Origin of the sequence: Pseudonocardia sp. (genome assembly GCF_025465255.1) — a bacterium.
GTDB lineage: Bacteria > Actinomycetota > Actinomycetes > Mycobacteriales > Pseudonocardiaceae > Pseudonocardia.
The window spans coordinates 15241-39049 of record NZ_JAODNI010000077.1 but is presented as its reverse complement, the minus strand read 5'-3'; the positions used below and the strand labels follow the sequence as shown (position 1 = coordinate 39049).

Genomic DNA, 23809 nt, shown 5'->3' with positions numbered 1-23809 from the left:
CGACGCCGCCGCCGGCCTCCGCGGCCCCGACGGCCGCGCGGCGTTGCCGGCCCTCGAGCCCGTCGCCGTCGTCGCCCTCGCCGACGAGCTGCGCCCGGAGGTCGCCGAGACCATCGCGCGGTTCCGGGAGGACGGCGTCGCGCTGAAGGTGCTCTCCGGCGACGACCCGCGCACCGTCGCCGCGCTGACCACCCAGGCCGGGCTCGACGCGGGCGAGCCGGTCGCCGGGGCCGACCTCGACGACCTCGACGACGCCGCCCTGGACGCCCTCGTCGCCCGGACCACCGTCTTCGGCCGCGTCGCCCCCGAGCAGAAGGAGCGCATCGTCTCCTCCCTGCGTCGCCGGGGCCGCTACGTCGCCATGATCGGCGACGGCGTCAACGACGCCCGCGCGCTGAAGAACGCCCAGGTCGGCGTGGCCATGCGCAGCGGCAGTGCCGTCACCCGCGACGTCGCCGACATCGTGCTCGTCGACGACTCGTTCGCGGCGCTGCTGCCCGCCCAGCGGGAGGGCCGGCGCATCATCAACGGGATCGCCGTGTCGATGTACGTCTTCCTCGCCCGCGTCGCCACCCAGGGCCTGGTCATCCTGGCGGTCACCATGCTCGGGCTGGGTTTCCCCTACTCCCCCACGCAGGTCGGGTTGACCCTGCTCACCGTCGGTGTGCCGACGCTGTTCCTCACCTTCTGGGCTCGGCCCACGCCGCCCGACGAGCACCTGCTGGGCAACCTCGCCCGGTTCGTCGTCCCTGCCGCGGTGCTCACCGCCGGCTTCGGGACCGCCGTCTACGCCTGGCTCTACCAGGCCGTCGCGCAGGGTTTCACCACCGGACGCACCCCGGCCGAGGTGATCACCGCGTTCGAGGGCTACACGGGCCTCACCTACGGCACCGACGCCGACTTCGCCGAGGCGGCGGCCACGCTCGGCGCACAGACCGGTTTGTCGACCTTCGTCTGCCTCGCCTCGTTCGTGCTCATCCTGTTCCTCGCCCCGCCCACCCGGTTCTTCGCCGCCTGGACCCGGCCGATCTCCGACAAGCGGCCGGCGATCCTCGTCGCGGTCCTCGTCGCCGCCTTCGTCGGCGTGCTGTTCGTCCCGGTCCTGTCGGACTACTTCGGGCTGACCGGCCCCGCCCGGCCCGTGTTCACGATCGTGCTGCCCGCGCTCGTGCTGTGGTTCGGCGCGCTGACCGTCGCCTACCGGTTCCGCCTGCTCGACCGCCTGCTGGGACTCGACAAGCTCCCCCGCCCGGCCCGGCCCGGTCGCTGACCCGGTCCTGGGTTCGGCGGTGTCGCGGCCGTCCGGCCGGGAGCAGGATGCACCGCATGAGTCTCAGAGTTCGCGAGTCGCTGCTGGGCGGGCTCGACGAGGTGCGGCACGAGCCCCTCGCGAAACGCATCCGGGCCGAGCTGGACGGCGCCACCGTCGTCGACACCACGCACGCCGTCCTGGTGTGGGAGCCCCGCCGGGTGGTGCCCAGCTACGCCGTCCCGACTCGGGACCTCCACGCCCGGCTCGCGCCGGCCGGGCCCGCAGCGGTGGCCGGCGACGACGTCGGCAAGCCCTTGCCCGAGGTGTCCCGGCGCCCGGTCCTCGACCCGTCGATCCCGTTCCGCATCCATTCCACCGAGGGGGAGGCGCTCGACGTCCAGGGCGACGACCGGACCCTCCCCGCGGCCGCCTTCCGGCTCGCCGACCCCGACCTGACCGGCTACGTCGTCCTCGACTTCACCGCCTTCGACACCTGGTACGAGGAGGACGAGGTCACCGTGTCCCATCCCCGGGACCCGTTCCACCGCATCGACGTCCTCGCCAGCTCACGCCACGTGCGGCTCGAACTCGACGGCACCGTGATCGCCGAGTCCACGAGGCCCGTCCTGCTGTTCGAGACCACGCTGCCGACCCGCTACTACCTGCCGCGCGCGGACGTCCGCGCCGAGCTCGTCCCCAGCGCGACCCGGACCCGCTGCGCCTACAAGGGCGAGGCGTCCTACTTCTCCGTCACCCTCGACGGTCGTACCGTGCCCGACCTCGCCTGGAGCTACCCCGCCCCGCTGCACGAAGCCGGGCACGTGCGGGACCTCGTCGCCTTCTTCGACGAGAGGATCGACGTCGTCCTCGACGGCGAACCGCGCACCCGCCCTGTCACCCCCTGGTCCTGACCGCCGCGGGACGAGACGTGGGCCGCTGTGCTCAGGCCGCGGCGGGGGCCGGCTCGCCCGCCCAGGCCCGCAGCCGGCGCGGGAGGACCACCGTCACCGTCGTGCCCGCGCCCGGCGCGCCCTCGAGCACCGTCCGGCCGCCGCCGTCCCCGACGACCTGCTCGACGAGCAGCAGGCCGATGTGGCCGGGCCGGCGGCGCCGGCCCGGGTCGAGGCCCACGCCGTCGTCGGTGACGGACAGTTCGACCGTCTCCCCGGGTCCGCCGGCGACGCGCACCCGGACGTTCTCGGCCTCGGCGTGCCGGAAGGCGTTGCGCAGCAGCTCCCCGGCGACCCGGTGGAGCAGGACGGCGGTGCCCTCGGGCAGCCCGTCCACCCCGCCGACCTCGATCGACACCCGCGGCTCGCGCTCCTCCGCCACCCGGCCGGGGCCGCTGCGCAGCTGCGCGACCAGGTCCTGCAGCGCCCCGGCCAGGTCGTCCGCGATCGGGCCCGGTCCCACGAGCTCGCTGAGCAGCGCGCGCAACCGGCGCACGTCGTCCGCGACCACCTCGTGGGCGTGGTCCAGGAGCTCCCACGGGATCTCGTCGCCGGACCGGCGGCCCTCCGCGCGGAACGCCTCCATCAGCAGGCTCGCGCCCGCGAGGTCCGGGATGACGCCGTCGTGCAGGCGCTGCGCGAGGTCCCGGCGGGCGCGCTCCGCGGCCGCGAGCCCGTAGTTCCGCACGGCCCGCTGCTCGGCGCGGTCGCGTTCCATCCGCCGGGCGAGCGAGATCGACAGCGGGACGGTGGCGAGGGCGAGCAGCACCAGGCCGGCCATTACCAGCGGCACCAGCACCGTGACGGCGTGCCGGGTGGTGGCGCCGACGTCGACGGGGACGTAGACCTCGAGCCTCGTGTCGTTGCCACCCGCATCCCGGAACCCGAAATAGACCTCGAACCGCTCTCCCGGCAGGCTCCGCTCGTAGGCGTGCTCGGGGTCGTCCGGCACCTGCTGCACCACCACCTCGCCGCGGTCCAGGCGCGCGGCGAGATCAGGGTCCAGCCGGCCGCTGCGCCCCTCGACGCGCTGCTCGTCGGAGAAGACGATCCGCGCGACGTCGCCGGAGACGGTGAAGACCTTGACCCGTTCGACCATGCCCGAGCCCAGGAACGGCGCCAGGTCGGCGACCAGCTCGTCCCGGGAGAAGCCGCCGGGCCGCTCGTAGTCCCGCTCGGACAGCGGGACCAGCACCGCGGACGCGAGCTGGCGCGCGACCCTCTCCGCCGTCCGGTGCGCGTCGTCCTCGGCGAACCGCCAGACGCCGACGCCCAGCAGCCCGGACACGACGACCGCGACGACGGCGGTGAGCAGGACGTGCCGGACCAGGGTCCGGCGCAGCAACGGCCCGGCCACGCGGACGGACATCTAGTACCGGGACCCGAGCGAGATGAGGCCGAGGCGTTCGGCGGAGACGACGGCACCGAGCTGGCTGTGCACGCCGAGCTTCGCCATCACGGACTTGATGTGGTCCCGGGTGGTGTGCAGCGAGATCCCCAGCGCCGTGGCGATCCGGTTGGCGTCCAGGCCCTGCCCGAGCTGGCGCAGCACGTCGTACTCGCGGTGGGTCAGGCCGATCCGCGCCGCGGGCAGGCACGCCTCCGCCTCGACGACGGGGCGCGCGGCGTCGGCGTTCCGCACGGCGGCGAGGATCGTGGCCAGCGCCGCGTCCTTGCCCAGGAACGCGACCGCGCCCGCGGCGAGGGCGCGGTCGGCCAGGTCCGCGCGGGGGTGCGCGGTGAGCACCACGATCCGGGCGTCCGGGCGCAGCTCGCGCAGCCGCGGGATCAGGTCCAGCCCGCCCGCGTCCGGGAGCTGCAGGTCGACGACGGCCACCGCGAAGTCCACCGCCGCGGCCTTGGCCAGACCCTCGCGCGCGGTGTGCGCGACCGCGACGCAGTGCAGGTCCGGCTGCAGGCCGAGGCTGAGCTCGAGCAGGTCGGTGAACACCCGGTGGTCGTCCAGGAGGAGGACCGGGATCCGGCCCGGTGTCTCGGGTGGGGGCAGCACCCCCTAATACTAGGGAGCCGAGCCTCACTTGTAGAAGCCTAACCTTCCTTTCGAGCCGGCGCGGGCTCGTCGACACCCGCGCTGGACGGCCCCGCCCACCGTTGAAGAAGGAGCCCTCGTGCGCCCCGCCAGACGTCACCTGATCGCCGCCGCGGCCGCCGTTGCGGCGCTGTCGCTCACCGCCGCCTGCGGTGGCGGCGCGTCCACGACCGCCGCCGCGCCCGCCTCCGACACCGCGCTGGTGCTCTACAACGCCCAGCACGAGGAGGTCGGGCAGGCCTGGGCCGACGCCTTCACGGCGAAGACCGGGGTGAAGGTCGAGGTCCGCAACGGCAGCGACTTCGAGCTGGCCAACCAGATCGTCGCCGAGGGCGCGGCCTCCCCGGCCGACGTGTTCATCACCGAGAACTCCCCCGCGATGTCGCTGGTGTCGAGCAAGGACCTGTTCGCGCCGGTCGACGCGGCGACCAAGGCCCAGGTCCCGGCGCAGTACTCGTCGAGCAAGGGCGACTGGGTCGGTGTGGCGGCGCGCTCCACCGTCTTCGTCTACAACTCGGCCACGCTCACCGACGCCCAGCTGCCGGCGTCGATCATGGATCTGGCGAAGCCGGAGTGGAAGGACAAGTTCGGCATCTCGCCGAGCGGCGCGGACTTCCAGGCCATCGTGAGCGCCGTCTACCTGACCCAGGGCGACGCCGCCGGTGCGGCCTGGCTGCAGGGGATCAAGGACAACGCGAAGATCTACCGCGGCAACAGCACGATCATGAAGGCCGCCAACGCCGGCGAGGTCCCGGGCGGCGTGATCTACCACTACTACTGGTACGGCGACCAGGCCGACGGCGGCGCCAACAGCGCCGCGACGAAGCTCGAGTTCTTCGGCAACCAGGACCCGGGCGCGTTCCTGAGCGTCTCCGGCGGCGGCGTCGTGAAGGCGAGCAAGCACCCGGCCGAGGCCCAGCAGCTCCTCGCCTTCATGAGCGGCGCCGAGGGCCAGAAGATCCTCTCCGACAGCACCGCGCTCGAGTACAGCGTCGGCGGCGGGGTCGCCCCGAACCCGAAGCTCAAGCCGCTGGCCGAGCTGGACGCCCCGAACGTCGACCTGAACGCCCTCAACGGCCCGAAGGTCGTCGCCGAGATGCAGCGGGTCGGCCTGCTGTGATCCGGCCTTGATCAGGAGCCCTGCACGGGGTGGCAGCGCGGCGGGTACCGGTCTCCGGTACCCGCCGCTCCGCCTCGCCGTGGCCGTCGCGGTCGCCCTGCTGACCCTGCTCCCGCTCGGCTACGTCGTGGCCGGGGTCGTCGGCACCGGCCCGGCCGGGGTCGTCGCGCTCGTGTGGCGCCCGCGGGTCGGCGAGCTGCTGACGAACACCGTCGAGCTGGTGCTGCTCGGGACGACGGCGTGCGTGGTCGTCGGCACCGGCGCGGCGTGGCTCGTCGAGCGCACGGACCTGCCCGGACGGCCGCTCTGGACCGGGCTGATGGCCGCGCCGCTCGCCGTCCCCGCGTTCGTGAACAGCTTCGGCTGGTACTCCCTCTCGCCGGGTTTCGCGGGTCTCGACGCCGCCGTCCTGGTCACGACGCTGTCCTACTACCCGCTGGTCTACCTGCCGGTCGCGGCCGTGCTGCGCGGCACGGACCCGGCGTTCGAGGACATGTCCCGGGCGCTGGGCAACGGGCCCTGGCACACCTTCGTCCGGGTCGTGCTCCCCCAGCTCCGGCCCGCGCTGCTCGGTGGCGCGCTCCTGGTCGGCCTGCATCTGCTCGCGGAGTTCGGCGCGCTGCAGTCCCTGCGGTTCGACACTTTCACCACCGCGATCTACGACCAGTTCCAGTCGACGTTCGACGGTGCCGGGGCCACGATGCTCGCCGGTGTCCTGGTGCTGCTGTGCCTGCTGCTGCTGGGCGGCGAACAGCGGCTCGCCGGCCGGGCCCGGGTCGCCCGCGTCGGCTCCGGGGCGATGCGGCGCGCCGTCCCGCACCGGCTCGGCCCGGCCACCCTCCCGGCGATCGTGGCGCTGGCGCTGCTCGCGGTGCTCGCCCTCGGCGTCCCGCTCGGCTGCATCGCGTTCTGGCTGGCCACGAGCACGTCGACGGCCTTCCCGCTCGATGACCTGCTGCGCACGACCGCGACCTCGCTCGGCCTGGGGCTGCTCGGCGCCGTCGTGACGTCCGCGCTCGCGCTGCCCGTCGCCTGGCTTGTCGTCCGCCGCCGCGGCCGGATCAGCCGCCTCGTCGAGCGCTGCACCTACATCGGCAACTCGCTGCCCGGGATGGTCGTCGCGCTGGCGCTGATCACGGTCGCGATCCGGTTCCTGCCCGCGCTCTACCAGAGCACGGTGATGCTGCTGGCCGCTTACGCGGTGCTGTTCATGCCCCGGGCGATGGTGAGCCTGCGCACCGCGCTCGGCCAGATCCCCCCGGAGCTCGACGACGTCGGGCGCTCGCTCGGCGTCGGCTCCGCCGCGGTGCTCGCGCGCGTCACCCTCCCCCTGATCGCGCGGGGGCTCGGGGCAGGGTCGGCGCTGGTGTTCCTCGCGGTCGTCACCGAGCTCACGTCCACCCTGCTGCTGGCCCCCATCGGCACGCAGACCCTGGCCACCCAGTTCTGGAGCGAGTCGTCATCCATCCACTACGGCGCCGCGGCGCCCTACGCCCTGCTGATGATCCTGATCTCCGCCCCGGCCGCGTACCTGCTGACCCGCCGGAGCCGGGGGGAGGACACATGACGAACGGTCTGCATGTGACCGGCGGCCTGCAGGTGACCGGCCTGCGCAGGTCCTACGGTGCGGTGCCGGTGCTGCACGGCGTCGACCTCGAGGTCCCGCCCGGCACGCTGACCGCGGTCGTCGGGCCGTCCGGCTGCGGCAAGACGACGCTGCTGCGCCTCGTCGCGGGCTTCGACCGGCCGGACGCGGGCACCGTCGCGATCGGCGCGCAGGTCGTCGCCGGGCCGGGCGTCGCGGTTCCGCCGGAGCGGCGCCGCATCGGCTACGTGACGCAGGAGGGCAACCTCTTCCCCCACCTCACCGTGGCCGCGAACATCACCTTCGGGCTCCCGCGGCGCGAGCGCCGGGCCCGGCACCGGGTCGCCGAGCTGCTGGAGCTCACCGGCCTCGACGAGTCCTACGCCGGACGGCACCCGCACGAGCTCTCCGGCGGGCAGCAGCAGCGGGTCGCGCTGGCCCGGGCCCTGGCCCCGGCGCCGGAGCTCATGCTGCTCGACGAGCCGTTCTCCGCATTGGACGCCGAGCTGCGCGCCGACACCCGGCGCGCGGTCGCGGAGGCGCTGGCCGCCGCGGGGACGACGACGGTGCTCGTCACCCACGACCAGGCCGAGGCGATGTCCCTGGCCGCGCGGGCGGCGGTGATGCGGGACGGGGTGATCGTGCAGGAGGGCGTCCCCGCCGAGCTGTACCGCAGGCCCGCGGACCGGGGGGTCGCCGCGTTCCTGGGCGACGTCGTCGAGCTGCCGGCGATCTACGGGGACGACGGCGCGGACACCCTGCTGGGCCGGGTCGCGGTCGGGCACCGCAACGGCGCGGCGACGGTGTTCGTCCGCCCCGAGCAGATCGTGCTCACCGCCGCCGGCGACGGGGCCCCGGCCGACGTCCTGGACGTCGAGTTCTTCGGGCCGTTCGCGCTGGTCCGGGTGCTCGTCGGGAAGGACCTGCGGGTGACCGTGCGCTGCCCGGGGCACCTCGTGCCCGCGGTCGGGGAACGGGTGCGGGTGAAGGTCGCGGGCGGGGCGCTCTGAGCGGGTCGAACCGTTCGGTGCCGCGCTCCGTGTGGAGGGGTAGCAGGCGACCCCGACGCCGTGGGCCGGCCGCGAGCCGAAGGCAGGTACCACCATGGACGTGCACTCTTCCGGGAACGGGCGGCCCGGCACCGGGGCCGCGGCCCTGCTCGTCGGCCGGGTGCTCGGCGCCGTCCTCCTCCTGGCGATGGGCGCCATCCACCTGTACCTCGTGTTCACCGGGTTCGGGGGCCTGGTCGGCACCCTGTTCGTGCTCAACGCCGTCGGCGGGGTCGTCCTGGCGATCGCCGTGCTCGCCGTGCCGCGCCGCTTCCTGCCCCTCGCCGCCGCGCTCGGGTTCCTGTTCACCGCGGGGACCCTGCTCTCCCTGGTCCTCTCGTTGACCGTCGGGTTCCTCGGGGTCCGCGAGCAGCTCGACGCCCAGCTCGTGCCGACCACCCTCGTCGTCGAGTCGCTCGGGGTCGTCGTGCTCGGAGCCCTGACCCTCCTCGCCCTTCGGGCGCGCTCGCTCGATCCTCGTCGCCGGCCCGCACGCTGACGGCCCGGCCGCCGGCGCCGGGCGCGACCACGGCGGAGCGGAGCAGACTGGCGGGGTGGAGGACATCCAGGCCGAGACGCCGACGGCGGAGCAACACGCGCCCTGCACCGCTTCGAGGACGTCGGCGCGGCGCACCCCGGGCCATCCCGCGGCGCACGGCGGCGGCCTGTTCGGGCTCGCGCTGGGAGCGTTGGGGGTCGTCTTCGGCGACATCGGCACCAGCCCGCTGTACGCGATGCAGACCGTCTTCTCGATCGACGGCAACGCGGTCAAGCCCACCCCGGAGGACGTCTACGGCGTCGTCTCGCTGATATTCTGGTCCGTGACCCTCGTCGTCACGATCAAGTACGTGGTGTTCGTGCTGCGGGCGGACAACGACGGCGAGGGCGGCGTCATGGCCCTCGCCGCCCTGGTCCGCGGGGTGTCCGCCTCGAACGCCCGGCGCGCCGCCATCGCACTGTCCCTCGGTGTCGTGGGCGCGGCCCTGTTCTACGGCGACTCGCTCATCACCCCGGCCATCTCGGTGCTCTCCGCCGTCGAGGGCCTCGAGGTCGTCCGGCCCGATCTCGCCCGGGCCGTCCTCCCCCTCGGCATCGCGATCCTCACGGTGCTGTTCACCGCGCAACGCTGGGGCACCGGGCGGGTCGGGCGGCTCTTCGGGCCCGTCATGGTCCTGTGGTTCCTCACCCTCGTCGCGACGGGTCTGCCGCACGTCGTCGCCCGGCCCGGGGTGCTGCTCGGGCTCTCCCCGACCTACATCGTGTCGTTCGTCGTCGGCCACCCCTACACGGCGTTCATCGCCATGGGCGCCGTGGTCCTGGTCATCACCGGCGCCGAGGCCCTCTACGCGGACATGGGGCACTTCGGCCGCCGGCCGATCCGCGTCTCCTGGTTCGCGCTGGTCTTCCCGGCGCTGATCGTCAACTACCTCGGCCAGGCGTCGCTGATCCTCGACGACCCGGCCGCCGTCGCCAGCCCCTTCTACCTGCTCGCGCCGAGCTGGGCACGCCTGCCGCTGGTCGTGCTGGCCACCCTGGCGACGGTGATCGCCTCGCAGGCGGTGATTTCCGGTGCGTTCTCCGTCTCCCGGCAGGCGGTGCGGCTGGGGTTCCTCCCGCACCTGACGGTGCGGCACACCTCGGCCCGCGAGAGCGGCCAGATCTACGTCCCGGCCGTCAACTGGCTGCTCTTCGCCGGTGTGCTCGTCCTCATCGTGACCTTCCGGTCCTCCGAGCGTCTCGCCACCGCCTACGGCCTCGCCGTCACCGGGACCCTGCTGCTCACCACGACGCTGTTCCTCACCTACGCCGCCACCGCCTGGCGCTGGGCCCGCTGGAAGCTCGTGCTCGCCGCCGTGGTCATCGGCGGCGTCGAACTCGTCTACCTCGCCGCCAACCTGACCAAGATCACCCACGGCGGCTGGCTGCCCCTGGTGATCGCGGCGGTCATCGTCACGATCATGGCCACCTGGCAGCACGGACGGCGCGTCGTCACCGACCGCCGGATCGCCCTCGAGGGGCCGCTCACCGAGTTCGTCGACCACCTGCACGCAGAACGCGTCGCCCGGGTCCCGGGGACGGCCGTCTTCCCGCACCCGACCAAGCTGACCGCGCCGCTGGCGCTGCGCGCCAACGTCGACTTCAACCACGTCCTGCACGAGCGCGTGGTCATCATCTCCGTGGTCTCGGAGAACGTGCCCTACGTCCCGCTCGGCGAGCGGCTGGCCATCGACCAGCTCGGGCACACCGACGACGGCATCATCCACCTCTCCGCCCGGTTCGGGTTCCAGGACGACCAGGACGTCCCCGCGCTCCTCGCCGAGGCCAGGGGCCTGTCCGACGAGCTCGACATCGACCCCGCCGAGGCCTCCTACTTCCTCTCCCACATCACCATCGAACGCAGCGACCGGCCCGGCATGCGGACGTGGCGCAAACGGCTGTTCATCGGGCTCGCCCACAACGCCGCCACCCCGGCGTCCTACTTCAAGCTCCCGGTCGACCGCACCGTCGTCATGGGTTCGCGCATCGAGCTCTGATTCTGCGAACGGGGGGTGGTGCAGCCCGACCATCAGCGCTTTCATGGACGGTGGCCGACGGGTACGGCCGGTTTCCCTCCGACGGGCGGGCTCAGGGAGAAGGTCACGGGCCATGGCGACTCCTCCACGGCATCCGACGGTGCGCGACCGTCTGATCGCGGCGATCGTCGGAGTCGAGTTCCCCGCCGAGAGATGGCAGGTGGTCGCCTGCGCCGCGGCGGAGCGTGCGGACGTCATCACGTGCTCACGCCTGGCCCGGCTCCCCTGCCGCACCTACGCCGACATCGCGGAGGTCCTCGAGGCAGCCCTGCCGCCCGCCCGGTCGCCGACACCGGGCGGCCGGGGGACAGGCGCTCCCGCGACCTCGTTCCGCGTGATCCGAGGGCGTGGCCGGTCGTCGATCGCCTGAGCGCGAGGACGTCCTCGGCACCGGCCCCGGTCAGCCGATCCCGAAGAACCGGAGCATCTCCGCGGACGCGTCCGGCCCGGACGGGTCGGTGTAGGACCCGGCGGGGCTCCCCCCGAACCACGCGTGGCCGCCGCCGTGCACCGTCCAGGACTCCACGAGCACGACGCCGTCGGCGTCGCGGTGGACCGTCCGGGTGGCCGAACGGTCGCCGCCTCTCACCGTCGTGGTGTCGCACACCGACACCGCCACCGGTTCCAGCCGCGCCGCGACGATCTTCTCGGCGCTCACCGGCGCGACGATCCGGTCCCCGTCCCCGTGGAACACGATCAGCGGCACCCTTCCGCCGGGTACCGGCGAGCCCCCCGTCCGCATCGCCGTGAACGCCGATGCGACGTCCTGGGCGGCCCGGTAGCCGAGGCCGGAGTGGATGCCGGCGGCGGCGTAGAGCTCGGGGTGGGTCGCGGCCATCACCGCCGCCATCGCCCCACCCGCGGACAGCCCGGCCACGAAGACACGGCCCGGGTCCACCGCGAGATCGGCCATGACCGCGCGGGTGATGCCCGCGACGATCGACGGCTCCCCGCTCCCGGCCTGCTGGTCCGCCGGAGAGAACCAGTTCCAGTACCGGCCGCTGTTGGCCCGGCCGGACTGCTCCGGATACGCCACCAGGAACGTGTGCGCCTCGGCCAGCTCCGTCATCCGGGTGCCCGCCGCGCAGTCCGCGGCGTCCTGCCTGCCCCCGTGGAGCATCACGACCAGCGGGGTGGGCTCGCCGGTGTAGCCGGTGGGGACGTAGAGCTCGTAGCTGCGGGTCCCCGCCGGTTCGGTGTGGGCCAGCCGGCGGAGCTCGCCCCCCGGCGCCGCGGCCTGCGACGGCCCGGGACGCCCGGCCGTGTGCGGGCGCCAGGAGCGGGCGGCCGCCGGGAGTCCCGCGGAGGGGACGCCGAGCGCGCGGTGCAGGGTGGCGAGCGCGGCGGTCAGCTGCCCGCGGCGGGTCAGCCGCAGTGCTTCGGACATGCCGGTGAGACGGTCGTCGACCATCGAGAACCCCTTCGAAGGGCGTGCGCGATCGGCACCCGGACTGCGGGTGGGTGCCGCGGATGGGGACCGCCGGTTCTGGACGGTGGTGGAGGGTGCGGACGGGCTAGACGGTCCTGGAGGCCAGGGCCGCCTTGACCGCCCGTGGTGCCCGGAAGGCGCCGAGGACCTCCACGGTGGAGATCGTCGCCAGCGCGAGCTCAGGGGAGACGTCGTCGGCGACGGTGGCGAGGCCGAGGACCCTGACCTCGACGGTCTCCCCCGCGTTCCGGAGCCGCTCCAGCTCCGGGCGTCCGAGGTGCAGGGTGCCGAGGGTGAGGGTCCGCCGGGACACCGAGTCGTCCACGGCGCCCGCCCGGCTCTCCAGCTGGCGCCGGATGGCCGTGCGGATGAAGTCCGTCCGGTTGGCGTAGAACCCCTCGTCGACCAGGAGGTCGATCTGGCCCAGGTCCACCAGCCCGACGTTGATCGTGATCTTCTCGCTCTTGTCGACCTCGGCCATCGCTCACCTCCGTGGTGCTCGGCCAGCCTAGCACCATCCCGTGGGATGGCCCGGGGAATCCGATCGTGCGGCGCGGCGCCCCCCGCCGCTAGGTTGTGGGGCGTGAACCGCGTCGCCCTCCACCAGTCCACGGTCCATCCGATGAGCCCGGTGGACCTGGTCGAGATCGCGAGGAGGGCCGGGCTCGACGCCATCGGGCTCCGGGTCGCGGCCACCGCCGAGGCGCACGAGTGGTGGAGCCACGGGATCGGTTCGCCGATGCTCCCCGCGCTGGTCGACGCCCTGCTGGAGTCGCGGGTGACCGTCCTCGACATCGGGCGGGTCGAGCTCGGGCCGGAGCTTCGGTCCGTCGACTTCGCCCACCCGTACGTGCGGGTGCTCGAGCTCGGCACCCGGCTCGGCGCGCAGTTCGTCACCGCGCGGGCCGGCACCGGGGATCCCGCCGAGCTGTTCCCGCTGCTCGCCGAGCTGGCCGGCCGCTACCGGCTCCGGCCGCTCCTGACCGTCGTCCCCGGTACGCCGATCGACTCGGTGGAGCGGGCGATCGAGCTGGTCGGCGGGACGAGCGGCGGGATCGTGCTCGACGTCGACCCGCGCCGGGATCCCGCGGAGCTGGAGGAGTCCGTGGTCGAGCTCGGCGACCGCCTCGGCTACGTGCGGATCCTCGCCTCGGCCCTGGAGGACCTGCCCGAGGCCACCCCGGGCCTGCTCGCGACGCTGCCGCCGCACATCCCGATCGCCATCGGCGCGGACGAGCCCGGCCACCTCGGCTCGGACCAGGTCGCCCGGGCCACCGCGCTGCGGAGGACCGTCGACGCGATGCTCCGCCACCCGCGGGCGGGCGCGGCCGTCTGAGAGCCCTGTGTCGTCAGGTCGGCGCCTGCAGGGCCGCGCCCACGTGGTCGCGGGCCCGCGCGACGCGGGCCTCGGCAGGCGCGTGCCCGCGCAGGTCGACGGTGACGGTCACCGTCGCGCCGTCGCTCGTCGTCCTCGCCGGCAGCCCGGTGGCGCGCAGCAGCCGCAGCATCGGCGAGTTGCCGTTCAGCACGTCCGCGACCAGGTACTCCAGGCCGCGTTCCCGGGCGACGTCGACGATCCGCTCGACGAGCAGCCGCCCGACCCCGCAGTGCTGCAGGGCGTCGTCGACGACGACCGCGAGCTCGGCGGACGACGAGCCGCGCTCCCCCTCGTAGCGCACCACCGCCACCAGGTCCCCGCCGTCCCGCAGGGCGACGAGGGCGAAGCGCCACTCCTCGTCGACGTTCGTGAACCGGTGCACGACGCCCGGCGCCAGGTGGGGGCGGGCGCTGAAGTAGCGCCGGTAGATCGTGTCCGCGGAGAGCCGGGAGTGCAGGGCGACCAGGGCCGGCGCGTCGACGGGGCGGATCGGGCGCACCACCAGCCGGGACCCGTCGCGCAGCTGCAGTTCGTCGTGCATCAGGTGCTCCGTGCCTTCCGGACGATCTCCGCGGACGTCGTGAACGCCCGCTCGGCCGCCTCCGCGAGCGGCAGCGCCCGGAACTCCGGAGTGTTCACCTCGACGCAGTACGGGCCGGTGAACCCGGCCCGTTCCACCGCCTGGACCAGCCCGACCACGTCGAGCTCGCCCTCCCCCGGCAGCCGTCGGGTGGCGCGGGCGTTGACCAGGAAATCGTCGTGGACCCGCGGGCCGTCGTTGAGCTGGACCGCCGCGACCCCCGCTCCGGGCAGGTCGTGGAGCAGGCCGAGGGAGGCGCCGCCGTTGAAGAAGTGCCAGACGTCGACGAGCAGCCCTGCGTTGGGTGCACCGGACCGGCGGACCAGGTCGACGGCCGTGGCGTAGTCCCGGATCGCCGACCACGGAAACGACTCCACCGCGACCAGCAGGTCCCCCTCGGCGGCCCGGCCCGCGGCCTCGGCGAGGCGCTTCGCCGCCGCGACCGGGTCCAGCTCGCCACCGCGGAACTCCCCCGCGCTGACGTGCCGCCCGCCGAACGCGTCCGCGACGGCGGCGACCCCCTCTTCGCCGGACCCCTCGTCGTCGAGGGCCCACCCGGCGAGGAACTCGATCTCCACGACCCGCAGTCCCGCGGCCGCGAGCACGTCGCGCATGCCGTCGACGTCGAGCCCCGCGGCCACGGTCCGGGCGAGGTCGTCGACGTGCAGCCCGATCCCGGTGAACCCGGCCGCGGCGGCCGCCTCGCAGCGCGCGGGGAAGCCGTGCCGCGGCGGTTCACCGAAGCCCGCCCCGGTGAGGGTGAAGAAGCTCGCGACGAACTCGGGGCCCGGATCCGGTTCAGCCACGGTAGGCGGTGACCTCGATCATGAACCGGGCCTTCTCCCCCGGGCGCCCGAACGCCGACGACTCGATCGCGGACCGGGCCGGGCGGTGCTCGCCGAAGCGCTCCGCCCACACCTGATTGAACACCGGCCGGTCCGCCTGCAGGTCCCGCATGACGATGCCGACCCGCACCACGTCGGTGATCTCCGCGCCGCCGGCCCGCAGGATGACCTCGAGGTTCCGGAACACCTGCTCGGCCTCGGCCCGCGCGTCCCCGGGGATCGCGTGGCCCGCGCCGGGATCGGCGCCGAACAGGGCCGACACGTAGATCCAGCCGCCGGCCTCGACGGCCTGGGGCACCGGTCCCGTGTGCGACGGCGCGTCGTCGGTGTGGATGACCTGCACTGCTGCTCCTCCTACTCGGGGTCGGGGTGGTCGGTCGGCCGCTGCCACGACACGACGAGCTCGCGACGCGCGCCGAAACGTTCGAGGTGGCGGGCGAGCACGTCCTCGACGTGGGCCAGGCCCTCGGCGTCGTCCGCCGCCGCGTCGAGCACGAGGCCGTAGGCGGTGGGCCGGACCGTCCCGGTGCCGTAGGCGAACACCAGGCGCCCGCCGTCGGGCGCGCCCTCCACCGGCTCGACGGTGTTCTTCCGGCCGAGGTGGGCGAGGAGCTGCTTGGCGTAGCGCACCGCCGCGTCGGTGGGGACGACCGCCGTCGAGGTGGGCACGTCAGGCGCCGTGGATCTCGATCGCGCCCAGCTGATCGAACTCGAAGGTGACGCTGCGGTCCGCGACGACGGGGACGGGCGCGGTCACGCCGCCGGAGAAGACGATCTGCCCGGCCCGCACCTTCTCCCCCTCCGCCCGGAGCTGGTTGGCCAGCCAGGCGACCGACGCCGCCGGGTGCCCCATCACGGCCGCACCCGCCGCGGTCATCGCCACGTCGCCGTCGACCCGCACGACCGCGCCGAGCAGCCGGAGGTCCTCGAGCTCGTGGGGCCGCCGCGCGATCGGCCCGAGGTAGAACGCGCCGGCGCTGGCGTTGTCCGCGACGACGTCGGAGAGCGTGAACTTGAAGCTCTCGTACCGGGAGTCCAGCACGTCGACGGCGGCGAACACGACCTCGGTGGCGGCGAGGACGGACGTGATCGTCGCGGGCGCCTCGACGTCGCGGGCCAGCAGGAACGCGATCTCGCACTCGACGCGCGGGTGGATGAACCGGTCGAGCCGGACCGGCTCGCCGTAGCCGGAGAGCATGCCGCTCGTGACGCGCCCGTAGAGCGGGGCGTCGAGGCCCATGGCCTGCTGCTTGTTGCGGCTGGTGAGCCCCAGCTTCCAGCCGACGAAGGTCTCCCCGGCGTCGAGCTTGGACTGCACGAACGCCTTCTGCGCGGCGTAGGCCGTCTCCACCGGGATGTCCGGGTGGTCCTCGCTGAACTGTGCGATCCCCTTGCGTTCCCGCTCGGAGGTGATCAGGACGTCCGCGATCTCCTGGGCGGTGATGCTCATGCCGTGCCTCCGGCCTGGGCGGATCCGGTCGAGAAACGAACGGTGACCGCCCCGAGGTGCGCGAACTCCGCACGGAAGACGTCGCCGGGCTGCACCGGCACCATCTTGTGCACCGCCCCGGGCAGGACGACGTCGCCCGCCTTCAGCCCGGATCCAAGGCTGCCGAGCTTGTTGGCCAGCCAGGCGACGCAGCGGGCCGGGTTGCCGAGCGCGGCGGCGCCGGCTCCGGTGTCGAGCAGCTGTCCGTGCCGGGAGACGACCACGCCGAGCAGCCGCAGGTCCAGCTCCACGACCGGGCGCATCCGGCCGCCGAGCACCAGCAGCCCGGACGACGCGTTGTCCGCCACCGTGTCCACCAGCTTGATCTTCCAGTCGGCCACCCGGCTGTCGACGATCTCGACGGACGGCAGTGCGCCCTCGATCGCGGCGAGCGCCCGGGCACTGGTGACGCCCGGGCCGGCGAGGTCCTCGGCCATGACGAACGCGAGCTCCGCCTCGACCCGGGGCTGCACGAGCCGCCCGAGATCGATCAGGTCCCCGTCCTCGACGATCATCTCGTCGGTCAACACGCCGAAGTCCGGCTCGTCGACGCCGAGCATCTCCTGCATCGGCTTCGAGGTCAGGCCCACCTTGCGGCCGATGATCCGCTGGCCCTCCTTGACCCGGCGGTCGATGTTGAGGGTCTGGATCGCGTACGCGTCGGTGACGTCGAGGTCGGGATGCCGGTCGGTCAGCGGTGCCACGGGCGCGGCGGTCCGGTCGGCGGTCCACAGCTCGTCGGCGAGGTCCTGCTGTACGAGGGCGGGTTGCACCTCCGCAGCGTCGCCGGGACGGCGGGGCCGGGCAACGGGAGGTCCCGCAGCTTCCGTGCAGTGGGAACGCCCGGCCCGTCGCTCAGCCGTCGACGAGCTCCTCGAGTCGTCCCGCGAGCTGGCGCCGCGAGGTGACGCCCAGCTTCTGGAAGGCGTTGCGGAGGTGGTACTCGACCGTCTTCACGCTCACCACCAGCTCCGCCGCGAGGTCCCGGTTGCTCCGGCCCGCCGCGGCCAGCCGGGCGACGACCAGCTCCTGGGAGGTCAGCCCGGCCCGGTCCCGGTTGCGGCGGGCCGCCGGGTCCAGCCCGGACGCGGCGAGCTCCTTGTCGCAGCGCTCGACATAGGGCTCGGCGCCGAGGGCGGCGAACCCCTCCTGCGCCTCGACGAGCAGGTCCAGGGCCCTGCGCCGGCGCCCGGCCCGCCGGTGGAAGGCGCCGGCGGCGAGCCGGGTGCGGGCCCGGTCGAACGGGAACGGCACCCGGTCCACGGCCTCCAGGGCCTGCGCGAACGCCGCGTCGGCCCGGTCCGGGCGACCGGCCGCGGCCTCGACCCGGCCCCGGGCCCGGGCCAGCCGGGCGATCGACGACAGCCGCCCGCGCTCCGCCGCGCGCGTCTCGTGCGGGCGCAGCAGCTCGTCGGCCTCGTCGTGCCGGCCGACCCCGGCCAGCGCCTCCGCGTAGAGGTCCGCCCAGGCCCAGAAGCCGGGCTCGTTCGCGCCGGCCCGGTGCGGGAACCTCCGGACCGGGTCCAGCGCGGCCAGCACCGCGGCCCGGTCCCCGCGGGCCTCGGCCAACCGGGCCCGGGACATCGCGATCGCGACGACGGACCGCTCGTAGTCCCCCACGTCCGCGGCGTCGATCGCCGCCTGCGCCGCCGCCCATTCACCACGTCCCGCCGGGACGAGCGCGGCGACCCCGAGCACCATCGAGCGGGTGAACGCCAGGTCGGACTCCTCGTTGATCGCGACGGCGCGTTCGGCGTGGAGGACCGCGTCGTCCCAGGCCCCGGCGAGGTACTCGGCCCGGGCGAGGAAGGCGAACGCGTACGCCGCCGTGTTCAGCACGCCCAGCCGCGACGCCGTCGCCGCAGCCGACGCGAGGTCCTCGCGGGCGCCGTCCAGGTCGTCGTCGACCAGCCGGAGCAGCCCGCGGGCCGAGCGCGGCTCCAGCCAGGCGAACGGCGGATCACCCGGGCGCTCCTCGGCCCCCGCCGCCGCGGCGAAGGACTCGGCGGCCCGGCCGCTGTAGCCGAGCCCGTGGGCGAGGTAGGTCTGGGCCGCCCAGCGCGTCGTCGTGTCCGGGCCGGTCAGCGCGAGCGCCCGCTCGCACCAGAGGGCCGAGCCGGGCCCGTCGAGCCGCCCGTAGCGGTGCACGGCGTTCTGGAAGGCGATCGTCGCCGCCGTCTCGGGGTCCGTGTCCTCCGAACACGCCTTCCAGGCACTCGCGAGCAGCGACTCCGCGGTCGCCGGGTCCCCCGTGGCCATGGCCAGCGAGCCGAGCACGCTGTCCCGCAACGGCCCGGGCTCGAACCCGGCCACCTCGTCCGCGAACGCCGCGGCCCCGGCCGCGTCCCCGTTCTGCAGCAACCAGTTCACCGCCCGCAGCAACCGGGTCTGCCCGTCCCCCCGCCGGTCCGGGCTGAGCCGGGACGCCTCGACGAGATGGGCCACGGCGCTCGGCCAGGACTGCCGCCTGGCCTCCCGGTCCGCGAACCTCTCCAGGTCCGCGGCGAGCGTCGCGTCCGGCTCGACGGCGGCGCTCACCCGGTGCCGCAGGACCACGGAAGCGAGATCGATCTGCTCGCCCTCGGCCCCGGCCGCCCCGCCGTCCGACGGGCCGGCCGCGGCGACGAGCTCGGCCGCCCGCAGGTGCAGCGCGCTGCGCGGGGCCGCACCGAGCGCGTCGTAGATCGCCGAGCGCACGAGGGGATGGGGAAAGGCCACCATCCACGGCTGCCGGGCCCCGGAGGCGGACAACAGTCCGTGCACGCCGGCGTCGTCGACCGCGACGAGCGGCTCCGGGACCTCGGCGAGCGCCGCGGCCAGCGGGAGCGGGCAGCGCAGGCCGAGGACCGCGGCGGCGTCCAGCAGCCGCCGCGTCGCGGGCGCGCAGGCGGCGCACCGGTCCCGCACGAGCAGCCGGAACGAGCGCGGGGACGGCAGCGGCCGCTGCCCGGCGCCCCACTCTCCCGGCGGGAACTCCTCCAGCACCGCCGTCGCGTGCAGGGGGTTGCCCTGCGTGCCGTGCCGCAGCCGGCGGACCGCGCTGACCGGGAAGCGGTCGATCCCGAGCCCGGCGGCGAGGCTGCGCAGGTCCTCGTCGCCGAGGCCGCGCAGGCGGAGCTCGCTGCCGCGGTGGCCGGTGACGAGGCGGCGCAGGCTCGCCGGGAGCAGGTCTGCCCCGTCGTCCCGGACCGCGACGACGGCGAGCACGGGGTCCGCGACGAGCCTGCGGAGGGCGAAGATCAGGGCCTGCAGCGACGGCGCGTCCGCCCACTGCGCGTCGTCGACGACCAGGACGACCGGGCGGCCGGACTCGAGCCGGTCCAGCAGCGTGAGCAGCCGGGTGCCCACCGAGATCGCGTCCTCCAGCGGCTCCGGCTCGCCGTCGCCGAGGGTGGGCGTGACCGCGTCCCGCAGGTCCCTGCCGGCGCGCCCGGCGGAGCGCGCGAGCTGCTCGATCACGCCGTAGGGCAGCAGCGTCTCGGTCTCCTCGCCGCTGGACCGCAGCACGACCGGTTGCGGGCCCGTGCCCGGATCGGCGAGGAAGTTCTCGATCAGGGCCGTCTTGCCGATCCCGGCGGGTCCCTCGATCTGCACGACGTGCGGGATACGGTTCCCGACCTCGGCGAGCCGTGCGCACAGCGCGGCCAGCTCGGCGCGACGCCCGACGAAGGGGACCACCGGCACCTCCCCGACCACAGCGGGGCCGCGGCGCCCCGGGAAGGGGGAACCCTACCGCCGCGGGGGCGCGATCCGTCCGTTGTGAGAGCCGTCGGCCCCGGGGTCCGGCTCCTCCGGCGCGGGCAGCGGTTCGGACCCGGGCGGCGCCTCGGTGTCGAGGACGATGCGGTGCAGCTCCATCGCCGCGCCGCCGGCGACCACGCCGTCGTGCCAGTACGCGGCGACCTCCCGGCCCATCCCGGGGTCGTCGGTGTCCAGCACGACGAGGCCGTCGGTGTCGGCGGTCTCCAGCGCGACGCCGTTCAGCATCCCGACCCCGGCCCCGGCCCGGACCAGCGCGAGCACGGTGAGCGGGCTGTCGACGGCCGCGCGCGGCTGGGCGGCGAGGCCCCGCTCCGCCAGCATCGCGACCGCTTCCGGGACCGTCTCGGACGCCGCGCCGCACACCACCAGCGGATACTGCACGAGCTCCTCGGCACGGACCCCACCGTCGTGCCGGGCCAGCTCGTGGTCGGGGCGTACGACGATCCGCATGCGCTCCCGCCAGAGCATCCGTTCGCACACCCCGGGGGGCAGCGGACCGTCCACCTTCGGCAGCACCGCGAGCACGTACCCGTCGGGCAGCGGCACGTTCCCGTCGGGCGCCGCCGAGCGCTGGGTCAGCGCGAGCCGCACCCCCGGGAAGCGCTGGACCAGCTCGCCCAGCACCTCCGGGAACATCGCCGACCCGAGGCACGGCGTCGTGAGGACGCGGAGCGCCTCCGCGTCCATCCAGCGCAGCGCACCCACTGCCGTCCGCGCCGACCCCACCCGGGCGACCAGGTCCCTGGCGTAGCGCACGAAGACGTCGCCGGCGGCGGTCAGCGTCGCCGGCCGCCGGGTACGGTCGATGAGCTGCACGCCCAGGTCCCGTTCCAGCGCCGCGATGTGCGCGCTGACCCGCGACTGCGACCGGTGGACCTGCTCCGACGCAGCCGTGAACCCCCCACGGTCCACGACCGCGAGGAACGTCTCCAACCAGTCGAGCTCCACGCGCCCGAGCCTCCACCGTGCGGATCGGGTTGCGCCCCGGTGACGGACCCCAGTTTTCCCGGCCTAAACCCCAGTGCCCGATTCGTCCATGCGTGTTGCGGATGGTGTCCCCGGGATGACGCTCTGGCTCTTCGGCCATACGGTCGTGTTCGCTGAGCTGTGAGTCAGCTCACGTATTTCGTACGGTACGGGCGCCAACGCCGGGGCCCGTGCGGATGACCGAGGAGGACGTAGTGGCCGGCAACTCCACCGAGTCGGGTAGATCCGTGACCAGCAAGATCACCTCGATCCTCATGACCTTCACCGAGGGGAGCGAGCACTCGTTGACCGAGATCGCCCGCCTCGCCGGGCTGCCGATCTCGACCGCCCACCGGCTCACCTCCGAGCTGGCGTCGTGGCGCCTCCTGGAGCGGACCGACGACGGGCTCTACCGTGCGGGCCTGCCGCTGCGGATGATCGGGACGGGCGACGCGTGCCCGCCGAGCATCGCCGAACGCGCCCCCTGCGTGCTGGAGGACCTCTCGGCCGCCACCAAGAGCCGGGCCCGGCTCGGGGTGCTGAGCGAGCTCGAGGTGGCCTACATCGAGAAGCAGCCGGGCCACCGGCCCGTCACCGGATTCTCCGCGGCGGCGACCCTGCCCGCCCACCCGACCGCGCTCGGCCGCGCGCTGCTGGCCTTCTCCCCGGCGAGCACCGTCGAGCTGACGATCATGCGCGGGCTCCGCCCCTACACGCCGCACACCGTGACCTCTCCCGAGCGGCTGCGCCGGGCCCTCGGGGTCACGCGGCTCACCCGGGTCGCGGTGACCCGGTTCGAGCTGGAGCCCACGACCTCCGCCGTGGCGATGCCCGTGTTCGGGCCGGGCGGGGACGTCGTCGCCGCGATCGAGCTGACCGTCCGGGACCTCGGCCGGGAGCTCCAGCCGGTGATGGCGGCGCTCGCGATCGCCTCGCGCAGCCTGTCGCGCGAGCTCGCCGGCGACGCGCGCACCGCCCGGGACGGCGACCCCGTCCGGAGCGATCAGGTCCTGACGTAGTCGCCCGGACCGGGGCCGAGCACCGGGTGCGCGGCGCTCCCCATGGAGGGCGGCGCGACCTGCGGCCCCGAGTGCTCCGCGGACCAGACGGCCCAGTCCTCCCACCACGACCCGCTCCGCCGGACGGCCTTGGCGTGCCACTCGGCGGCCGACGCGGGCGTGTCCTCGGCGAGCATGTGCCAGGCCTTGGGGCCGGGCGGGCTGACGATCCCGGCGATGTGTCCGCCGCTGCCGAGGACGAAGCGCACCGGCCCGCTGACGAGTCCCGCGGTCTTGTAGGCGGACTGCCAGGGCACGATGTGGTCGTTGACCGCGCTCACAACGTAGGTCGGGGACTTGATCACCCCCAGGTCGACGACGGTGCCGCCGATCTCCAGCGTGCCCGCGGCGAGCTTGTTCCGCACGTAGAAGTTCCGCAGGTAGAACGCGTGCATGGCGGCCGGCATGCGGGTGCTGTCGGCGTTCCAGGCCAGGATGTCGAACGCCGGCGGGGTCTGACCCATGAGCCAGTTCGAGACCACGTAGTTGAAGATCAGGTCGTTCGCCCGCAGGATGTCGAACGTCCCGGCCATCGTCCGGCCCTCGAGGGTGCCCTCGCGCTTCATCTTCCGCTCGAGCTTGTCGACCGTCCGGGCGTCGGTGAACGCGCCGAGCGCACCCGGCTCGGAGTAGTCCAGCATCGTGTTGAGCAGCGTGAGCGTGCCGATCCGGTCGTCCCCGGCCTGGGTCAGGTAGGCGGCGGTGATCGCCGTCATCGCGCCGCCGAGGCAGAGCCCCACGATGTCGATCTTCTCGGCGCCGGTGATCTCCGTGATGACGTCCAGGGCGGTCTTCGGGCCGTGCACCAGGTAGTCGTCCATCGTGGTGCCCGACATGTCCTTCGTCGGGTTCTTGTAGCTGATCGCGAACACGGTCCGGCCGTGCCGCACCGCCCACTCGACGAAGCTGCGGTCGGGGGCGAGGTCCATGACGTAGTACTTGTTGATCCATGGCGGGCTGCACAGCAGCGGCGTCGCGTGCACCTGGTCGGTCTGCGGCTCGTACTGCAGCAGCTCCATCAGCTGGTTGCGGTAGACGACCTTCGCGGGCGTCACCGCGAGGTTGCCGCCCACCTCGAAGCCGCTGGTGTCGACCTGACGGGGCCGCCCGCCGTTGTGCCGCACGTCGTCCAGGAAGTTCCGGGCGCCCGCGACGAGGCTGGTCCCCGCGGTGTCGAAGGCCCGTTTGAGGACCGCCGGATTGGCCGCGGCCAGGTTCGTCGGGGCGAGGGCGTCGAGCACCAGGTCCAGCGCCATCATCGCCTTGCGGGCGGTGTCCGGCTCCAGCTCCGCGGACCCCACGACGTCACGGGAGAACCGGCACCCCGCCAGATAGGCCTGGCGCAGGGCGAAGAAGGCCGGGTTGGTCGTCCAGGCGGGGTCGGCGAACCGCCGGTCCTTCGGGTTCACCTCGACCGGCGCCTCGATGTCGCGGCCGAACCAGCGCGTCGCCGCGACCATCGGGATCCGGGTCAGGTCCGTGGCCAGCCGCAGCGCCGCCCGCGCCGGTGCCGCCGGGCTCCGCAGCCCGGCCCCCACCGCCGCGCCCAGCGCCTGGCCGAAGCCGGCGGCGTCCATGTCCTCGACGAGCGCGGACTCGGGCCCGAGCACGCTCGCGGCGCGCTCGGCGATCTGCCACGGGTTCCGCTGGTCGGCGCCCCGCGAAGACTCCTCTGCCTGTGCCATCCGCCCATGGTGTCGCGTCCACGCGGCGCGCCCCGGGA

At 74.2% G+C, this 23809-nt stretch carries 23 protein-coding genes; 10 read left to right on the top strand and 13 right to left on the bottom strand.

Going from position 1 to position 23809, the window contains the following annotated elements:
- Positions 1–1270 (top strand): HAD-IC family P-type ATPase (locus tag JWP64_RS08340; protein WP_297494164.1); only part of this gene is annotated, 1270 nt, incomplete at its 5' end.
- A gap of 56 nt (positions 1271–1326) precedes the next feature.
- Entirely contained in the window at positions 1327–2163 is an 837-nt protein-coding gene (locus JWP64_RS08335) for a DUF427 domain-containing protein (RefSeq protein WP_297494162.1), read from the top strand.
- A 31-nt stretch (positions 2164–2194) separates the two neighbouring features.
- Here JWP64_RS08335 and JWP64_RS08330 read toward each other — a convergent pair whose 3' ends face one another.
- Positions 2195–3571: an ATP-binding protein gene (locus JWP64_RS08330; RefSeq protein WP_297494160.1), complete on the bottom strand. Its 1377-nt coding sequence runs from the start codon at positions 3569–3571 to the stop codon at positions 2195–2197.
- Positions 3572–4213, bottom strand: a complete 642-nt coding sequence (locus JWP64_RS08325) for a response regulator transcription factor (RefSeq protein WP_297494158.1) — start codon at positions 4211–4213, stop codon at positions 3572–3574. It abuts the gene before it with no gap.
- Positions 4214–4331: 118 nt separating this feature from the next.
- Between JWP64_RS08325 and JWP64_RS08320 the strand changes: the two genes are divergently transcribed.
- The 6 genes from JWP64_RS08320 to JWP64_RS08295 all read left to right on the top strand — a co-directional run bounded on the left by JWP64_RS08320 (position 4332) and on the right by JWP64_RS08295 (position 10949).
- Positions 4332–5372, top strand: a complete 1041-nt coding sequence (locus JWP64_RS08320) for an iron ABC transporter substrate-binding protein (RefSeq protein WP_297494156.1) — start codon at positions 4332–4334, stop codon at positions 5370–5372.
- Positions 5373–5379: 7 nt separating this feature from the next.
- Entirely contained in the window at positions 5380–6939 is a 1560-nt protein-coding gene (locus tag JWP64_RS08315; protein WP_297494154.1) for an iron ABC transporter permease, read from the top strand.
- Positions 6936–7967: an ABC transporter ATP-binding protein gene (locus JWP64_RS08310; protein ID WP_297494152.1), complete on the top strand. Its 1032-nt coding sequence runs from the start codon at positions 6936–6938 to the stop codon at positions 7965–7967. Before JWP64_RS08315 ends, JWP64_RS08310 begins: the two co-directional genes overlap by 4 nt.
- A 94-nt stretch (positions 7968–8061) precedes the next feature.
- Complete coding sequence (locus JWP64_RS08305) at positions 8062–8505, top strand: hypothetical protein (protein ID WP_297494150.1); 444 nt, start codon at positions 8062–8064, stop codon at positions 8503–8505.
- A 55-nt stretch (positions 8506–8560) separates the two neighbouring features.
- A complete protein-coding gene (locus tag JWP64_RS08300; RefSeq protein ID WP_297494148.1) occupies positions 8561–10540 on the top strand; it encodes a potassium transporter Kup in 1980 nt (659 codons plus the stop codon).
- A gap of 112 nt (positions 10541–10652) precedes the next feature.
- The gene (locus JWP64_RS08295; protein WP_297494146.1) at positions 10653–10949 is read left to right on the top strand and encodes a DUF2795 domain-containing protein; all 297 of its coding nucleotides are present in this window, start codon (positions 10653–10655) and stop codon (positions 10947–10949) included.
- A gap of 30 nt (positions 10950–10979) precedes the next feature.
- Here the strand turns inward: JWP64_RS08295 and JWP64_RS08290 are convergent, their stop codons facing one another.
- Positions 10980–11990: a PHB depolymerase family esterase gene (locus tag JWP64_RS08290; protein WP_297494144.1), complete on the bottom strand. Its 1011-nt coding sequence runs from the start codon at positions 11988–11990 to the stop codon at positions 10980–10982.
- Positions 11991–12093: 103 nt separating this feature from the next.
- On the bottom strand, positions 12094–12489 hold the full coding sequence (locus tag JWP64_RS08285; RefSeq protein WP_297494142.1) for a CopG family transcriptional regulator: 396 nt from the start codon (positions 12487–12489) through the stop codon (positions 12094–12096).
- Positions 12490–12591: 102 nt separating this feature from the next.
- Here JWP64_RS08285 and JWP64_RS08280 point away from each other — a divergent pair, with 102 nt between their 5' ends.
- On the top strand, positions 12592–13344 hold the full coding sequence (locus JWP64_RS08280) for a hypothetical protein (RefSeq protein WP_297494140.1): 753 nt from the start codon (positions 12592–12594) through the stop codon (positions 13342–13344).
- A gap of 13 nt (positions 13345–13357) precedes the next feature.
- On the opposite strand, the gene JWP64_RS08275 is transcribed toward JWP64_RS08280, so the two are convergent.
- The 8 genes from JWP64_RS08275 to JWP64_RS08240 form a co-directional block, all read right to left on the bottom strand.
- The gene (locus tag JWP64_RS08275; RefSeq protein WP_297494139.1) at positions 13358–13927 is read right to left on the bottom strand and encodes a GNAT family N-acetyltransferase; all 570 of its coding nucleotides are present in this window, start codon (positions 13925–13927) and stop codon (positions 13358–13360) included.
- A complete protein-coding gene (locus tag JWP64_RS08270) occupies positions 13927–14772 on the bottom strand; it encodes a sugar phosphate isomerase/epimerase (RefSeq protein WP_297494137.1) in 846 nt (281 codons plus the stop codon). The genes JWP64_RS08275 and JWP64_RS08270 overlap by 1 nt, the downstream gene beginning before the upstream one ends.
- Positions 14765–15154: a Rid family hydrolase gene (locus JWP64_RS08265; RefSeq protein ID WP_297494135.1), complete on the bottom strand. Its 390-nt coding sequence runs from the start codon at positions 15152–15154 to the stop codon at positions 14765–14767. The genes JWP64_RS08270 and JWP64_RS08265 overlap by 8 nt, the downstream gene beginning before the upstream one ends.
- An 11-nt stretch (positions 15155–15165) precedes the next feature.
- Entirely contained in the window at positions 15166–15480 is a 315-nt protein-coding gene (locus JWP64_RS08260; RefSeq protein ID WP_297494133.1) for a DUF2218 domain-containing protein, read from the bottom strand.
- Between the two features lies 1 nt (position 15481).
- On the bottom strand, positions 15482–16261 hold the full coding sequence (locus JWP64_RS08255; protein WP_297494132.1) for a fumarylacetoacetate hydrolase family protein: 780 nt from the start codon (positions 16259–16261) through the stop codon (positions 15482–15484).
- Positions 16258–17073: a fumarylacetoacetate hydrolase family protein gene (locus JWP64_RS08250; RefSeq protein ID WP_297494130.1), complete on the bottom strand. Its 816-nt coding sequence runs from the start codon at positions 17071–17073 to the stop codon at positions 16258–16260. Before JWP64_RS08250 ends, JWP64_RS08255 begins: the two co-directional genes overlap by 4 nt.
- Before the next feature lie 82 nt (positions 17074–17155).
- Entirely contained in the window at positions 17156–19978 is a 2823-nt protein-coding gene (locus tag JWP64_RS08245; RefSeq protein WP_297494128.1) for an AAA family ATPase, read from the bottom strand.
- Positions 19979–20029: 51 nt separating this feature from the next.
- Positions 20030–21010, bottom strand: coding sequence for a LysR family transcriptional regulator (locus JWP64_RS08240; RefSeq protein WP_297494126.1), 981 nt, complete (start codon positions 21008–21010; stop codon positions 20030–20032).
- 233 nt (positions 21011–21243) lie between these two features.
- Between JWP64_RS08240 and JWP64_RS08235 the strand changes: the two genes are divergently transcribed.
- Positions 21244–22047: an IclR family transcriptional regulator C-terminal domain-containing protein gene (locus JWP64_RS08235; RefSeq protein WP_297494125.1), complete on the top strand. Its 804-nt coding sequence runs from the start codon at positions 21244–21246 to the stop codon at positions 22045–22047.
- On the opposite strand, the gene JWP64_RS08230 is transcribed toward JWP64_RS08235, so the two are convergent.
- Positions 22032–23771 (bottom strand): alpha/beta fold hydrolase, encoded by a 1740-nt coding sequence (locus JWP64_RS08230; protein ID WP_297494123.1) that lies wholly within the window; start codon positions 23769–23771, stop codon positions 22032–22034. The genes JWP64_RS08235 and JWP64_RS08230 overlap by 16 nt on opposite strands.
- Between the last annotated feature and the right edge of the window lie 38 nt (positions 23772–23809).